The following is a 14413-nucleotide window of genomic DNA, read 5'->3' on the forward strand; positions in this document are numbered from 1 at the left end:
CCGAAGGCCCTGAAATTATCCAAAGATGTGAAAAAAACGGGAAATGACAGGGTGAATTTTTTGCGGGCCAGCATAAAACCAATGTGGGAGCGGGCTTGCTCGCGAAAGGGCCGTGTCAGTCGAGCGAGATGTCGACTGACAGTCCGCTTTCGCGAGCAAGCCCGCTCCCACAGGGTTTTGCGGTGTCTGGATCAGCGAACGCTGCTGGTAAACCGGCTGGCGCCCGGCAACTCCAGAACGATCTCGTCACCGACATTCAGCGGACCAACGCCCACTGGCGTGCCGGTGAGGATCACGTCCCCGGCCTGCAGCGAGAAGCAGCCGGCCATGTGCTGGATCATCGGCACGATCGGGTTGAGCATGGCGCTGCTGTTGCCGTCCTGGCGCACTTCGCCATTGATGGTCAGGCGGATGCCGATGTCGGTCAGGTCGGCAAAGGTGCTGCCGGACACGAACGGCGCAATCACTGCCGCACCGTCAAAGGACTTGGCGATTTCCCAGGGCAGGCCCTTGGATTTCAGCTCGGCCTGCTTGTCGCGCAGGGTCAGGTCCAGTGCTGGCGCGAAACCGGAGATGGCGTCGAGCACTTCTTCACGGCTCGGCTTGGTCGACAACGGCTTGCCGATCAAGACCGCGATTTCCGCCTCGTAATGCACCGAACCGCGCTCGGTCGGAATGCTGAAACCGCCTTCGAGCGGCACTACGCAACTGCCCGGCTTGATGAACAGCAGTGGCTCGGTCGGCACCGGGTTATCCAGTTCCTTGGCGTGCTCGGCGTAGTTACGGCCGATGCACACCACCTTCCCCAGAGGGAAGTGAATACGCGTACCGTCGACATACTGGTGCTGATAGCTCATGGACCGACTCCTGGTTCGTAGCTCTTGAATTCGAAAATCAAACAGCGAAGATCTTGCCCGGGTTCATGATGCCGTTCGGGTCGAACACCGCCTTGACGGCCTTCATGTACTCGATCTCAACCGGCGAGCGGCTGTAGGTCAAGTAATCACGCTTGGTCATGCCCACGCCGTGCTCGGCGGAGATCGAACCGTTGTACTTTTCGACGGTTTCGAACACCCACTTGTTGACGGTGGCGCACTTGGCGAAGAACTCGTCCTTGCTCAGGTTATCCGGCTTGAGGATGTTCAAGTGCAGGTTGCCGTCGCCGATGTGGCCGAACCAGACAATCTCGAAGTCCGGGTAGTGTTCGCCGACGATCGCGTCGATTTCCTTCAGGAACGCCGGTACTTTCGATACGGTGACCGATATGTCGTTCTTGTACGGCGTCCAGTGGGAAATGGTTTCGGAGATGTATTCGCGCAGCTTCCACAGGTTCTGCAACTGGGTTTCGCTCTGGCTCATCACGCCGTCCAGGACCCAGCCCTGCTCGACGCAGTGCTCGAAAGTTTCCAGCGCGTGGTTGGCCACTTCTTCGGTGGTCGCTTCGAATTCCAGCAGGGCGTAGAACGGGCAGTCGGATTCGAACGGCGCCGGCACATCGCCACGGGCCATGACTTTGGCCAGGGCCTTGTCGGAGAAGAATTCGAAGGCAGTCAGGTCAAGCTTGCTCTGGAAGGCGTGCAGCACCGGCATGATCGAGTCGAAATCGGCGGTGCCGAGGACCATCGCGGTGAGGTTTTTCGGCGCGCGGTCCAGGCGCATGGTCGCTTCGACCACGAACCCGAGAGTACCTTCGGCGCCGATGAACAGCTGGCGCATGTCGTAGCCGGTGGCGTTCTTGATCAGGTCGCGGTTCAGTTCCAGCACATCGCCCTTGCCGGTGACGACTTTCATGCCAGCGACCCAGTTACGGGTCATGCCGTAGCGAATGACCTTGATCCCGCCGGCATTGGTGCCGATATTGCCGCCAATCTGGCTGGAACCGGCCGAAGCGAAGTCCACCGGGTAGTACAGGCCCTTTTCTTCGGCCGCGTTCTGCAATTGCTCGGTGACCACGCCCGGCTGACACACGGCGGTGCGGTCAGTGAGGTTCACGTCGAGGATCTGGTTCATGTAGTCGAACGACACGACCACCTCGCCATTGGCCGCCACGGCAGCGGCGGACAACCCGGTACGACCGCCGGACGGCACCAGCGCCACCTTGTGTTTATTGGCCCACAGGACGATGGCCTGGACCTGCTCGGTGGTCTTGGGGAACACGATGGCGGTCGGGGCCGGGGCGAAATGCTTGGTCCAATCCTTTCCGTAAGCATTCAGGGAGTCGGCATCGGTCAGCACCTTGCCAGGCTCAACCAGGGTCTTCAGCTCATCAATCAGGGCAGGATTGGTCATCGACAGAACTCTCGAACAATTCATGGTCATCCTGAGAACGCTTCACGTCGCAGGAATGAGTGTTTAGCGGGGCGCATATGCTAGCATACCGACCCCGCAGGATAGTGCCCAACGGCGATTCTGCGGCGACGGCTGTCATGCCGTTCGGGTCAGCGTCTGTTGACCATTTCCTGCCATTTTTCTCCGGGATACAGGTTTACGCAGATGAGCAAGACTTCTCTCGATAAGAGCAAGATCAAGTTCCTTCTTCTCGAAGGCGTCCACCAATCGGCTGTCGACGTCCTCAAGGCGGCGGGCTACACCAGCATCGAGTACCTCACTGGTTCTCTGCCGGAAGCCCAGCTCAAGGAAAAGATCGCCGATGCTCACTTCATCGGCATTCGCTCCCGCACTCAACTGACCGAAGAGATCTTCGATCACGCGAAGAAGCTCGTGGCTGTAGGGTGTTTCTGCATCGGCACCAACCAGGTCGACCTGGACGCTGCCCGTGAGCGCGGTATCGCCGTGTTCAACGCACCGTACTCCAACACCCGCTCCGTAGCCGAGCTGGTACTGGCCGAAGCGATCCTGCTGTTGCGCGGCATCCCTGAGAAAAACGCTTCCTGCCACCGTGGCGGCTGGATCAAGAGCGCGGCCAACTCCTTCGAAATCCGTGGCAAGAAGCTGGGCATCGTCGGTTACGGCTCGATCGGTACTCAACTGTCGGTCCTGGCTGAAGGCCTGGGCATGCAGGTGTACTTCTACGACACCATCACCAAGCTGCCATTGGGCAACGCCACTCAGGTAGGCAACCTGCACGAGCTGCTGGCGATGTCCGACATCGTTTCGCTGCACGTACCAGAAACCGCCGCCACCCAGTGGATGATGGGCGAGAAGGAAATCCGCGCTATCAAGAAAGGCGGCATCCTGATCAACGCCGCCCGCGGCACCGTGGTCGAACTGGACCATCTGGCTGCTGCCATCAAGGACAAACACCTGATCGGCGCGGCCATCGACGTATTCCCGGTGGAGCCACGCTCCAACGACGAAGAGTTCGAAAGCCCGCTGCGTGGCCTGGACAACGTGATCCTGACCCCGCACATCGGTGGTTCTACCGCTGAAGCGCAGGCCAACATCGGTCTGGAAGTGGCGGAAAAACTGGTCAAGTACAGCGACAACGGTACTTCGGTATCGTCCGTGAACTTCCCGGAAGTGGCCCTGCCGGCTCACCCTGGCAAGCACCGCCTGCTGCACATCCACGAAAACATCCCGGGTGTGATGAGCGAGATCAACAAGGTCTTCGCCGAAAACGGCATCAACATCTCCGGTCAGTTCCTGCAGACCAACGAGAAGGTCGGCTACGTGGTGATCGACGTCGACGCCGAGTACTCGGACCTGGCGCAAGAGAAGCTGCAACACGTCAACGGCACCATCCGTAGCCGGGTGTTGTTCTGATAGTGACTTGAGCGACAAAAAAAGGGAGCCTTCGGGCTCCCTTTTTCATTCACGCAACAACGTTACTTGACGTTGACGGTGATCTTCTCGGAAATGATCGGCGGTTCGAACGGCATGTGGTTGCTATCGCCCAGTTCAAGCTGCAGGGTGTGCTTGCCCGGCGTGAGCGTTATTTCAGCCTGGGTCTGCGCACCGCCGAAATGCAGGTGGTTGGCATCCTTGGGGATCGGCGCACCGGCGGCTGGCAGCTCATTGACGTCGATCAGCACGTGGTGATGACCGGTGTTCTTGGTGGGATCGCCCGCCGGTGCCAGGGCAATGTTCTCGACCGCGAACTTGACGACGAACGTCTGTGGAACGGTCGCGCCGTCCTTGGGAGAAACGATGGACACTTCGGCACCTTTCGGCGCCGGCGTTGCAGCACTGGCCAGCACCGAAACACCCATCAACAGGCCAGCCAAAGCAGCACGTGACATAAAGGTTTTCATTCTCTTCTCCAGTTTTTCCGTAAAATCCGCGTGACCATGACAACTTCATGGCCATTCGTTGTCGAAGGCACTCGACAACCATAGCAAAGCGAGCCTGAATCAGAGGGTCGCGATAATAAATTCAAAGGAGTGACCATGCGCTTTCTGCCTGGCCTGATCTGCCTGCTACCCCTTTTGAGCCCCTTGGCTCACGCCGAACTGATTGATGACATCAACGACCGGGGCGAATTGCGCATTGCCGTTGAAGCCAACACTCCCCCATTCAACTTCAAGGATGACGACAAGCTCACCGGTTTCGAAGTCGAACTGGGCCAAATGCTGGCAAGTGAACTCGATGTCCGGGCCGACTTTGTCGTCACCGACGGCAGCGACCTGCTGACCGGTGTCGAAAGCGGCAAATACGACATCGCTATCAACCACGTAGCAGTGACCCCGGATCTCAAGGATCGTTTCGACTTCAGCGAGCCTTACATTCAGACCCATGCGCAATTGATCGCGCACAAAGAAGAACCGCGCTCCATTCTGCTGGTGCAGTCGCTGACAGAGGAGAAGCCAAAAGCCAACCCGGCCGTGAGCCTGGCGATTCCGTTTCAGAAGGGCAATCCGGCGTTCCATGCCAGCCTGGAAAACGCATTGCAGCGGATCAAGGATGATGGGCGCCTGCAAGCGCTGGAGCAGAAGTGGTTGGGGGCGGATGCGGGGGTTGCACCGAAGCCCTGAATTGCGAGTTAAACCTGTGGGAGCGGGCTTGCCCGCGATGAGGCCCGCAGCTCCAACACACATGCTGAATGTGCAGCCGCCATCGCGGGCAAGCCCGCTCCCACAGGGTTTACAGTGTTTGTAAATCCTGCGCAGCCAGGGCCTGCGCTGCTTGCGGCAATTCCAGCTCGCTGAAGACTTGAACTCCGTGGCGCTTGAGCAGCGCCGCCGTCACGCCCTCGCCACTGACCTTCACACCGCTGAACGTCCCGTCATAAGTCAGCAGATTGCCGCAGGACGGGCTGTTGGCCTTGAGGACGGCGATGCGGATGTCATGCTTTTGCACCAGCTCCAGCGCCTGATACGCCCCCGACAAAAACGCCGCACTGACGTCCTCGCCTTCGGTCGTGATCACCAACGCCTGGCCATCGAGGACTTGCACGCCCTGCCCGCCTGGAATTTCCGCTGCGGGCCGTGGCGTTGGCAAGCCACCGGCGACCTCCGGGCACAATGGCACGACCCGACCATCATCAAGCCATTGCTGAAGTTGATCGAACGGCCTGCTGGCCCCGCCGTCGTAACGTACGCGGTGGCCCAACAGGCAGCGGCTGACGAGAATTTTCTGCATGATCAGAACGGCTCGTTGCCGCGCCGCCGGAACCAGCCGGTCAGCGACAGTCGATCCCGGGTCGCGGGCAGGACTTCGTGGGGAACCTCTCCGGAGAGAAACACCACCAGGCAGCCGCCGATAGGTTGCACGTCGTAGGCGCGATCATTGTCGAGGTACATGCGCAACTGGCCACCGTGTTCGGGAAGCCAGCCGTCATTGAGGTAAACCACCGCCGACACCATGCGCCGGTCGTCATCGCGAAAACGGTCGACATGCTTCAGGTAGAACGCCCCGGGCGGGTACAGCGCAAAATGGCTTTCGAAATCTTCCAGGCCGAGAAACAGGCCGCGATTGATCGCCTCGCGCAGGCTGTCCATCAAACTCAGGTAGCTGTCGCACGCCTCTGCCTGACCGGGGTCGATCCACTGGATATGGTCGCCACGAATCCCTTCGCGGATCTCCGATGACAACCCGCGGCCCACCGCCGCCGGAGCCAGTTCACCCTCGGCCGCACGTTTACGGCACTCGGCCGCCAGTGCCCGGGTCAGGTCCTGAGGCAGGAAAATATTCTGCTGCGACCAGCCGTTCTCGGCCAGGTCGTCGACGATTCGTAACAGCAGCGGGTGATCAGAGGATATTTGCATGCCGCGCATAGTATTCCTGTGCCCGGAAATCCGACAGAGCCGCGCAGCGGGTTGATACGAATTCTCGACAAGTACGGATGCCGCACGGAGAATAGTCGCCTGCTGACAGGAGTCCCTATGCGCCGTTTGCTTTTATCACTGCTGATGTTCTGCGTTTTGCCCGCCTGGGCAGACGGCCACGACCAGTTGTACAAGGTCGCCGGCTGGCCGGAACAACGCGCGCATTTCAACGACGCCCTCTCCGCCGCCCAGCAACGCTACCAGGGCAGCCTGCCGCCGGCGGTGTTTCAGGCACTGGTCAGTAACAGCAATCAGCGCTTTTCCGCCCAGGCCGTGGACCAGCGCGCCGAAACACAATTGCGCAAGAACCTAGCCGATCCCAAACCTGCGCTGACGTTTTTCCAATCGTCCCTGGGCAAGAAAATCGTCGCCGCCGAATTGCTGGCGACCCGCCGCGACCAACTGGCGAAAAACGCCAAGGGCCTGCCCAAGATGCAGGCCAGCGACAGCCGCATGCTGATCATCGGCCATTTGGCACAAGCCCTGCCCGCTCGCGAGGCCGGCGCGGAAGTCAGCCTGGCGATTGCCGGGGTTGCCGCCGACAGCCTGAGTTCGATGATCCCGGGGCTGCTCGGCGCCGGTCAGGCCCAGGGCATGCTCAACGGCCAGCGCCAGCGCCTGATGGACCAGATTGGCAGCGACCTCAACAACACACTGCTGTATGTCTATCGCGACCTGTCGGACGACGAGCTGGAAGAGTTCGCGACCTTTGCCGAATCGGCAGAAGGCCAGGCTTATTACCAGGCAGCGCTGGCGGCGATTCGGGCGGGGTTGGCGGTTGGGCAGAGCAATTCGAACCTGACCCAGTGATATTCGTTTCCAAGTAGATCGCTTTCGCGGGCAAGCCCGCTCCCACAGGTTTTGCGGTGATCACAAAATTGTGGGTTGACTCAAAACACTGTGGGAGCGGGCTTGCCCCGGGCGGCGTTCCGACGATGGGGCCGGAACAGTCACTAAGAATTTCGGCCCTTGATCCGCCGGGTCAAAAACCCGAAATACTCCTGTCGCATCACCAACGTTTCATTCGCCAGATGATGCCGTGCCTCGGGCAGCATCAGCACTTGCGGCCGATCAAACTTGCTCCGCAACACTTGCAGGTTGTGCTCCCAATCCACCGTCATGTCAGCCTGCCCCTGCACGATCAGCGGCCGGCGGGGACTCATGGGCGCGGCCTCGATGCGCTTGATCCAGCGTGCCAACGCACCCACCCAGGCTGTCGGCAAGCGCAGCGGCTGCAACGGATCGGCTTGCAGGAACGGCAAAAAGGCCGGGTCGTTGGAGTTCTCGCTGAAGCGCCGGGCGATGGCTTTGACGAAAGGCTTGAGCACGTAGTAACTCAGCTGCGACCAGCCCCACGCCCGCGGCCGCACCAGCGGCGACAGCAGGATCACCTGCCCTTGCGCCGGGCTGTTCGCCCCCGCATTCAACACATGATCGATCACGATCGCGCCGCCGGTACTCTGCCCGCACAGGTGCCACGGTTGCGGCAGGTCGAGCGATTGCGCCTCGCGGAACAACCCCTGCAATGCGTCCTGATACTCGGCGAAGTCCTTGATGCTCGCCCGCTCGCCACTGGACAGGCCATGCCCCGGCAAGTCGCAGGCAATCACCGCAAAGCCCTGGTCCAGCGCCCACTCGATCACATGCCGGTAGAGCCCGGTGTGATCGTAGAAACCGTGGATGACGAACAGCGTCGCCTTCGCTTGCTCGGGCCACCAGAACTGGCTGACCAGCTCATAACCATCGACCTCGAATCGCCCAAGACCGCTGCGCACCTGACGCGACGCAAAATCCAGTCCGTAGAATTGCTGGTAAGCCTGCGCCTGTGCCGACAACGGCTGCCCGGCCGCCAGTGGCAGCAAGCTTGCACGTAGAAGATCAGGGTCGAAAGTAGCCGGCATGGACAATTCCAGAGCGTGAAACAGACTTTATAGGCCTGCGATATTCTTCTGTCGCGGCAAGCATGGCAAGCTAGCCGGCCTTCGAGGACCGAACCGATGCGCCCGCCCTTTCGCACCAACCTGTTTGCCAGCCTGCTCGCCGTGGTGTGTGCCGGCGTGTTGTGGACGGCCTACGACTGGTTCCAGGGGCGCTACCTGCGAGCGTTCAGCGAGCACACGGCGATGTTTTCGGGTGATCCGCTACGCCTTCCCGAATCCCTCGCCGGCCCCGGCGCCATCCGCCTGGTGCATTTCTGGGACCCTGCCTGCCCGTGCAATGTCGGCAATCAACAACACCTGACCGAGCTGGTGCAGCGCTATGCACCCCATGGCGTGCAATTCTATGCCGTGCAAAAACCCGGCAGCCACGGCCAGTTGCCGAGCACCTTGAGCAGCCTGAAGACCATCGACATCCTGCCCGGCTCCGAGCAGATCCCCGCCAGCCCGGCCGTGGCGATCTGGGATCGCAGCGGCAAACTGGCGTACTTCGGCCCCTACAGCGAAGGGCTGACCTGCAATTCGAACAACAGCTTTATCGAACCGATCCTGCAAGCGCTGGACGAAGGCCGTGCAGTGAGTGCCACGCACACACTGGCCGTGGGTTGTTACTGCCCGTGGCCTGTCGATCCAGCGAAGTAGGGAAAGACGCGGCAATACGAATCCCTCCTACGGGCGATGCGCCAAATCGGCGCGCCGTGTTACACAGTGACCCCTGGAATCACAATAACAACAAGGAGTCGCCATGAAACGCAGCCTGACCGCTCTCGCTCTGTTGATCGTCGCACTGGCCGCTGGAACCGGCTGGTACCTCTACAGCAAGCAGCCGTCACGCCAGGGCATGGTGGAACTGCAACACCTGCAAGGCTCCGTCACTGTGCGCTACGACGAGCGCGGCGTGCCGCACATCCGCGCCGAGAACGAAACAGACCTGTACCGCGCCCTCGGCTACGTGCATGCCCAGGACCGCTTGTTCCAGATGGAAGTCCTGCGTCGTCTGGCCCGTGGTGAGCTGGCGGAAGTGCTCGGGCCGAAACTGCTCGACACCGACAAACTGATGCGCAGCCTGCGCATTCGCGAACGCGCCGAAACCTACCTGGCAAATCTCGACAAGCAGTCGCCCAGCTTCATCGCCATGCAAGCCTATCTGGACGGCATCAACCAGTATCAGGACAGCCACGCCAAACCCGTGGAGTTCGATGTGCTGGGCATTCCCAAGCGCCCATTCACCGCCCAGGACACCATCAGCATTGCCGGGTACATGGCCTACAGTTTTGCCGCGGCCTTTCGTACCGAACCCCTGCTGACATTCGTGCGCGATCAACTGGGGCCCGACTACCTGAACATCTTCGATCTCGACTGGCAGCCAAAGGGCGTGCTCAACGGGACCGCTCCCGCCTTGGCCAGCGCCGACTGGAAAGACCTCAACGCCCTCGCCCGCCTGAGCGAACAAGCCCTGGCTGACAACGGCCTGCCGCAGTTCGAGGGCAGCAACGCCTGGGTCGTTGCAGGCAGCCGGACCGAAAGCGGCAAGCCGCTGCTGGCGGGTGATCCGCATATCCGTTTTTCTGCGCCGTCGGTGTGGTACGAAGCGCAACTTTCGGCACCGGGCTTCGAACTCTACGGCCACTATCAGGCCTTGATGCCGTTCGCCTCCCTGGGCATGAACCACGACTTCGGCTGGAGCATCACCATGTTCCAGAACGACGACCTCGACCTGATCGCCGAGAAGGTCAACCCGGACAACCCCAACCAGGTCTGGTATCGCGGCAATTGGGTGGAGATGACGACCAGCGAGCAGCAGATCGCGGTCAAGGGACAGGCCCCGGTCACCCTGGTGCTGCGCCAGTCGCCTCACGGCCCGATCGTCAACGATGCATTGGGCAACAGCGCTGGCAAGACACCGATTGCCATGTGGTGGGCGTTTCTCGAAAGCCAGAACCCGATCCTGGAGGGCTTCTATCAGCTCAATCGCGCCGACACCCTGACCAAGGCCCGCAGCGCCGCGTCAAAAATCCAGGCCCCGGGCCTGAACGTCGTCTGGGCCAATGCCAAGGGTGACATCGCCTGGTGGGCGGCGGCGCAATTGCCTAAACGTCCGGCCGGTGTTCGCCCGTGGTTCATCCTCGATGGCAGCACCACCGAGGCAGACAAGGATGGCTTCTACCCGTTCAGCGCCAACCCTCAGGAAGAGAACCCGGCGCGGGGCTACATCGTCTCGGCCAACTTCCAGCCGGTATCACCGACCGGCATGGAGATTCCCGGTTATTACAACCTTGCCGATCGTGGCCAGCAGCTCAATCGCCAACTCAGCGACAACGCCGTCAAATGGGACCTGGAAAACAGCCAGAAGCTGCAACTGGGCACCACCACCGCCTATGGCCCGCGCTTGCTGGCACCGCTGTTGCCGGTGTTGCGCGAAGTGGTGAAGGATCCCGCCGAACTCAAACTGGTGGAGCAACTGGCCCAGTGGAAAGGCGACTACCCGCTCGACTCGACCAGCGCCACGTTGTTCAACCAGTTCCTGTTCAACCTGGCTGACGCGACGATGCGCGATGAGCTGGGTAACGACTTCTTCGAAACGCTGCTCTCGACCCGGATAATCGACGCCGCGCTACCCCGGCTGGCCGACACTGCCGATTCGCCATGGTGGGACAACCGCAGCACCCCCGGCAAGGAAACCCGTGCCGATACGGTCAAGGCGGCCTGGCAGGCCAGCATCGCGCACCTCAAGAACACTCTCGGCACCGACGCCTCGCAATGGCAGTGGGGCAGCGCGCACACATTGACCCATGGCCATCCGCTGGGGCAGCAAAAGCCGCTGGACCTGCTCTTCAATGTCGGCCCCTTCGCCGCACCCGGCAGCCATGAAGTGCCGAACAACCTCTCGGCGAAGATCGGCCCGGCGCCGTGGCCTGTCACCTACGGCCCCTCGACCCGGCGCCTGATCGACTTCGCCGACCCGGCCCACAGCCTGACCGTCAACCCGGTTGGCCAGAGCGGCGTGCTGTTCGACAGTCACTATGATGACCAGGCCGAGGCCTACATCGAGGGAATGTACTTCCAGGCGCATCTCAATGATGAAGAGGTCACGGCCAATACCCACAGCACCTTGAAGCTGCTGCCGGCGCGGGCTGCGCAGTAATTTTGCATTGACTGGACCGGCCCCTTCGCGGGCAAGCCCGCTCCCACAAGGATCTGTGTCGAACACAAATTTTGTGAACACCAGAGAAACCTGTGGGAGCGGGCTTGCCCGCGAAGAGGCCCGAAAAAACAACACACAATTTCAATCCATCGCCGCAAAATTCAGCCGGAACTGCTGCGGCGTCACCCCCAGCCTGCGATTGAACACACTGCGCATGTGCTGGGCATCGCGAAAACCGCATTGATAGGCCACGGTCTTGAGCGGCGCACGAGTGCTTTCGAGCATCACTCGCGCCGCATCGACCCGCGCACGCTCGACGAACTCGGCCGGGGTGATTTTCGCTTCCCTGGCAAATACCCGGGAAAAATTGCGCGCGCTCATGTTGGCGGCGTTGGCCAGATCAGCGATGGTCAGGTCACCGGTCAGGTTGGCCAACACGTAATGCTGGACCATCGCCACCGCCGAGGCCGGTTCGGCGTGGGGCGTGAGGAACGGGCTGAACTGCGACTGCCCGCCCGAACGCTGGGTGAACACCACCAGCCGCTTGGCCACATTCAATGCCACTTCCGGCCCGTGATCCCGGCCCAGCAGGTACAGGGACAGATCGATCCCCGCCGTGACCCCCGCCGAGGTGTAAAGCTCCTCGTCTTGCACATACAAACGATCCGCCTCGACCTGCGTAGACGGGCACAACGCGGCCAACGCAGCCGCATCGCCCCAATGGGTGGTGACCGTGCGCCCCTCCAGCAACCCCGCCCGGGCGAGCATGAAGGCGCCATTGCAGATCGAGCCAAAGCGCCTGGCCCGCGCGCAGGCATCGCGCAACCAGGCATCGAATGCCATGCCGAAATCCATGAACGGCAACTGCGGACCGCCAGCCACCAGTAACAGGTCATACGGCTCCAGCGCATCGCTGAAATGGCGATGACCGTTGAGTGACAAGCCGTTGGAACACGCCATCACCCCGCGCTCCACACCGATCACCTCCAGCCGATAGTGATCCTTCGGCGCAAGGAAACGATTGGCCTCGGAAAACACATCCATGGGACCGGTGACGTCCAGCGACTGGACGCCGGCGAACACCACGATGGCGACGGTTTTACTCATGGTCTGAAAACGCCCTCAATGATTCAGGATCGACGCGTACCTGTGGCGAGGGGGCTTGCCCCCGTTGGGGTGCGAAGCGCCCCTAAAACCATTAACCCAATTGCATCAGACACACCGCGATTAGAGATATTGCGACTGCTTCGCAGCCGAACGGGGGCAAGCCCCCTCGCCACAGTAAATTCACTTGCCGCGCTCAACCCTAGCCAATCCCCGCCCAACAAGCGAGGTTGGCGCGATATGCACGCTCATTGGCCGGGATCGCAGCCATGGATCGATTGTCCGGTTTCGGGGGCCGGAACAGACTTGAACCCTCAGCGCCAACAGGGCGTTCACGACGAGGAAAACTCCATGAGCACCACCATCGCCGGCATCAGGATCCCCGACAGCGCATTGGCCAGGGCCACCACCGAATACATCCGCGACATCGAATCGGACTTGCTCTACCACCACTCGCGCCGGGTCTTCCTGTTCGGCGCACTGAGCGGTGAGCGCAAGCAACTGGCCTACAACCCGGAGTTGTTGTACGTCGGGGCAATGTTCCATGACCTGGGCCTGGTGGAAGGTCATCGCAGTGACAACGAACGCTTCGAAGTCGATGGGGCCAACGCGGCAGCGGCGTTCCTCAAGCCTTACGGGTTGAGCGATGACGATATCGAACAGGTCTGGCTGTCGATTGCCCTGCACACCACACCGGGCGTGCCACAACACTTGCGGCCAACCGTGGCGCTAGTGACCGCGGGTGTCGAGATGGACGTGCTGGGCATGGACTACGCGGCGTTTTCCACCGTGCAGCGCGAAGCAGTGGTGCATGCGCATCCAAGGGGTGAGGGATTCAAGGAGTGCATCATCTGTGCATTTGCCGACGGCTTGCGCCATCGTCCGCAGACCACCTTCGGTAATGTGAAGACCGACGTGCTGGTGGATCAGGAGCCGGGGTTCAAGCCGATGAACTTCGTCGAGGTCATCCGCAATTCACCCTGGACTGCATAAAAGACCTTGTAGGAGCGAGCTTGCTCGCGATGGTGCATCAGTCACATTGACTTCGACTGACACAACTTCGCGAGCAAGCTCGCTCCTACAGAGGATTGGGTTGGCCACAGAGCTGTGGCCAACCCGACATTGTTCAAGCCGCTTCCGGTGCCTGTGCGCGACGCACGTCCGGTTGCTTCCACGAGTCGGCTGCCGCTTCTTCGATCGCTTGCTGGATCGCACGCTTGCGGCTTTCTTCGGCACGACGGCTGAAGAACCAGACCATGAAGGTCACGATCGATACCGCCAGCAGAATCAGGCTGGCCACGGCGTTGATCTCGGGCTTCACGCCCAGGCGCACCGCCGAGAACACTTCCATCGGCAGGGTCGTGGAACCCGGGCCCGACACGAAGCTCGCCAGCACCAGGTCATCCAGCGACAGGGCAAACGACATCATGCCGCCCGCCGCCAGCGATGGCGCGATCATCGGGATGGTGATCAGGAAGAACACCTTCCACGGTTTCGCGCCCAGATCCATCGCCGCCTCTTCGATGGACAGGTCCAGCTCACGCAAGCGCGCCGAGACCACCACCGCCACATAGGCCGCGCAGAACGTGGTGTGGGCGATCCAGATGGTGACGATGCCGCGTTCCTGTGGCCAGCCGATCATCTGCGCCATGGCCACGAACAGCAGCAACAGCGACAGACCGGTGATCACCTCGGGCATTACCAGCGGCGCGGTCACCAGGCCACCGAACAGGGTGCGACCCTTGAAGCGCGTGATGCGCGTCAGGACGAACGCCGCCAATGTACCCAGTGCCACCGCCGCCACCGCCGTGTAGCAGGCGATTTCCAGCGAGCGCACCACCGAGCCCATCAGTTGGGTGTTGTCGAGCAGGCCGACGTACCACTTGATCGACCAGCCGCCCCACACCGTTACCAGTTTCGAGGCGTTGAACGAGTAGATCACCAGGATCAGCATCGGCAGGTAGATGAACAACAGACCCAGTACCAGCATCAGGCTGGAGAAA

The 14413-nt window shown here is 61.1% G+C and carries 14 protein-coding genes; 6 read left to right on the forward strand and 8 right to left on the reverse strand.

Annotation, left to right across the window (positions count from 1 at the left end; translation table 11 throughout):
* Positions 1-191: 191 nt before the first annotated feature.
* Together ACLD1X_RS08455 and ACLD1X_RS08460 are read right to left on the reverse strand one after the other, a co-directional pair.
* On the reverse strand, positions 192-857 hold the full coding sequence (locus ACLD1X_RS08455) for a fumarylacetoacetate hydrolase family protein (RefSeq protein ID WP_007995532.1): 666 nt from the start codon (positions 855-857) through the stop codon (positions 192-194).
* Positions 858-894: 37 nt separating this feature from the next.
* Complete coding sequence (locus ACLD1X_RS08460; RefSeq protein WP_057398791.1) at positions 895-2289, reverse strand: FAD-binding oxidoreductase; 1395 nt, start codon at positions 2287-2289, stop codon at positions 895-897.
* Positions 2290-2493: 204 nt separating this feature from the next.
* Between ACLD1X_RS08460 and serA the strand changes: the two genes are divergently transcribed.
* The gene (gene serA, locus ACLD1X_RS08465; protein ID WP_056854035.1) at positions 2494-3723 is read left to right on the forward strand and encodes a phosphoglycerate dehydrogenase; all 1230 of its coding nucleotides are present in this window, start codon (positions 2494-2496) and stop codon (positions 3721-3723) included.
* Between the two features lie 62 nt (positions 3724-3785).
* Here serA and ACLD1X_RS08470 read toward each other — a convergent pair whose 3' ends face one another.
* Positions 3786-4211, reverse strand: coding sequence for a DUF4399 domain-containing protein (locus tag ACLD1X_RS08470; RefSeq protein ID WP_429366917.1), 426 nt, complete (start codon positions 4209-4211; stop codon positions 3786-3788).
* A 135-nt stretch (positions 4212-4346) separates the two neighbouring features.
* Here ACLD1X_RS08470 and ACLD1X_RS08475 point away from each other — a divergent pair, with 135 nt between their 5' ends.
* Complete coding sequence (locus ACLD1X_RS08475; protein ID WP_429366918.1) at positions 4347-4931, forward strand: transporter substrate-binding domain-containing protein; 585 nt, start codon at positions 4347-4349, stop codon at positions 4929-4931.
* A gap of 109 nt (positions 4932-5040) precedes the next feature.
* Here the strand turns inward: ACLD1X_RS08475 and ACLD1X_RS08480 are convergent, their stop codons facing one another.
* Positions 5041-5538 (reverse strand): DUF523 domain-containing protein, encoded by a 498-nt coding sequence (locus ACLD1X_RS08480; RefSeq protein ID WP_429366919.1) that lies wholly within the window; start codon positions 5536-5538, stop codon positions 5041-5043.
* 2 nt (positions 5539-5540) lie between these two features.
* Positions 5541-6173: a 2OG-Fe(II) oxygenase gene (locus tag ACLD1X_RS08485; protein WP_429366920.1), complete on the reverse strand. Its 633-nt coding sequence runs from the start codon at positions 6171-6173 to the stop codon at positions 5541-5543.
* Positions 6174-6281: 108 nt separating this feature from the next.
* On the opposite strand from ACLD1X_RS08485, the gene ACLD1X_RS08490 reads away from it, so the two are divergent.
* Positions 6282-7034 carry a hypothetical protein gene (locus ACLD1X_RS08490; RefSeq protein WP_429366921.1) on the forward strand — a complete coding sequence of 251 codons (753 nt, stop codon included), beginning with the start codon at positions 6282-6284 and terminating at the stop codon, positions 7032-7034.
* 143 nt (positions 7035-7177) lie between these two features.
* Here ACLD1X_RS08490 and ACLD1X_RS08495 read toward each other — a convergent pair whose 3' ends face one another.
* Positions 7178-8125 carry an alpha/beta hydrolase gene (locus ACLD1X_RS08495; RefSeq protein ID WP_429366922.1) on the reverse strand — a complete coding sequence of 316 codons (948 nt, stop codon included), beginning with the start codon at positions 8123-8125 and terminating at the stop codon, positions 7178-7180.
* Positions 8126-8221: 96 nt separating this feature from the next.
* On the opposite strand from ACLD1X_RS08495, the gene ACLD1X_RS08500 reads away from it, so the two are divergent.
* Together ACLD1X_RS08500 and ACLD1X_RS08505 are read left to right on the forward strand one after the other, a co-directional pair.
* The gene (locus ACLD1X_RS08500; RefSeq protein WP_429366923.1) at positions 8222-8803 is read left to right on the forward strand and encodes a DUF6436 domain-containing protein; all 582 of its coding nucleotides are present in this window, start codon (positions 8222-8224) and stop codon (positions 8801-8803) included.
* A 103-nt stretch (positions 8804-8906) separates the two neighbouring features.
* Positions 8907-11306 (forward strand): penicillin acylase family protein, encoded by a 2400-nt coding sequence (locus ACLD1X_RS08505; protein ID WP_429366924.1) that lies wholly within the window; start codon positions 8907-8909, stop codon positions 11304-11306.
* A 141-nt stretch (positions 11307-11447) separates the two neighbouring features.
* Here the strand turns inward: ACLD1X_RS08505 and ACLD1X_RS08510 are convergent, their stop codons facing one another.
* A complete protein-coding gene (locus ACLD1X_RS08510) occupies positions 11448-12413 on the reverse strand; it encodes a GlxA family transcriptional regulator (protein ID WP_429366925.1) in 966 nt (321 codons plus the stop codon).
* 348 nt (positions 12414-12761) lie between these two features.
* Here ACLD1X_RS08510 and ACLD1X_RS08515 point away from each other — a divergent pair, with 348 nt between their 5' ends.
* Positions 12762-13403 (forward strand): HD domain-containing protein, encoded by a 642-nt coding sequence (locus ACLD1X_RS08515; RefSeq protein ID WP_429366926.1) that lies wholly within the window; start codon positions 12762-12764, stop codon positions 13401-13403.
* Positions 13404-13536: 133 nt separating this feature from the next.
* On the opposite strand, the gene ACLD1X_RS08520 is transcribed toward ACLD1X_RS08515, so the two are convergent.
* On the reverse strand, positions 13537-14413 hold an 877-nt coding region (locus ACLD1X_RS08520; protein WP_429366927.1), incomplete at its 5' end, for an ABC transporter permease subunit.

Origin of the sequence: Pseudomonas sp. 18173 (genome assembly GCF_050432945.1) — a bacterium.
Taxonomy (GTDB): domain Bacteria; phylum Pseudomonadota; class Gammaproteobacteria; order Pseudomonadales; family Pseudomonadaceae; genus Aquipseudomonas.

Excerpts from the sequence above, each read along its gene's own strand:
- ACLD1X_RS08455 (WP_007995532.1), bottom strand. The coding sequence starts at position 857 with ATGAGCTATCAGCACCAGTATGTCGACGGTACGCGTATTCACTTCCCT.
- ACLD1X_RS08460 (WP_057398791.1), bottom strand. The coding sequence starts at position 2,289 with ATGACCAATCCTGCCCTGATTGATGAGCTGAAGACCCTGGTTGAGCCT.
- serA (WP_056854035.1), top strand. The coding sequence starts at position 2,494 with ATGAGCAAGACTTCTCTCGATAAGAGCAAGATCAAGTTCCTTCTTCTC.
- ACLD1X_RS08470 (WP_429366917.1), bottom strand. The coding sequence starts at position 4,211 with ATGAAAACCTTTATGTCACGTGCTGCTTTGGCTGGCCTGTTGATGGGT.
- ACLD1X_RS08475 (WP_429366918.1), top strand. The coding sequence starts at position 4,347 with ATGCGCTTTCTGCCTGGCCTGATCTGCCTGCTACCCCTTTTGAGCCCC.
- ACLD1X_RS08480 (WP_429366919.1), bottom strand. The coding sequence starts at position 5,538 with ATGCAGAAAATTCTCGTCAGCCGCTGCCTGTTGGGCCACCGCGTACGT.
- ACLD1X_RS08485 (WP_429366920.1), bottom strand. The coding sequence starts at position 6,173 with ATGCGCGGCATGCAAATATCCTCTGATCACCCGCTGCTGTTACGAATC.
- ACLD1X_RS08490 (WP_429366921.1), top strand. The coding sequence starts at position 6,282 with ATGCGCCGTTTGCTTTTATCACTGCTGATGTTCTGCGTTTTGCCCGCC.
- ACLD1X_RS08495 (WP_429366922.1), bottom strand. The coding sequence starts at position 8,125 with ATGCCGGCTACTTTCGACCCTGATCTTCTACGTGCAAGCTTGCTGCCA.
- ACLD1X_RS08500 (WP_429366923.1), top strand. The coding sequence starts at position 8,222 with ATGCGCCCGCCCTTTCGCACCAACCTGTTTGCCAGCCTGCTCGCCGTG.
- ACLD1X_RS08505 (WP_429366924.1), top strand. The coding sequence starts at position 8,907 with ATGAAACGCAGCCTGACCGCTCTCGCTCTGTTGATCGTCGCACTGGCC.
- ACLD1X_RS08510 (WP_429366925.1), bottom strand. The coding sequence starts at position 12,413 with ATGAGTAAAACCGTCGCCATCGTGGTGTTCGCCGGCGTCCAGTCGCTG.
- ACLD1X_RS08515 (WP_429366926.1), top strand. The coding sequence starts at position 12,762 with ATGAGCACCACCATCGCCGGCATCAGGATCCCCGACAGCGCATTGGCC.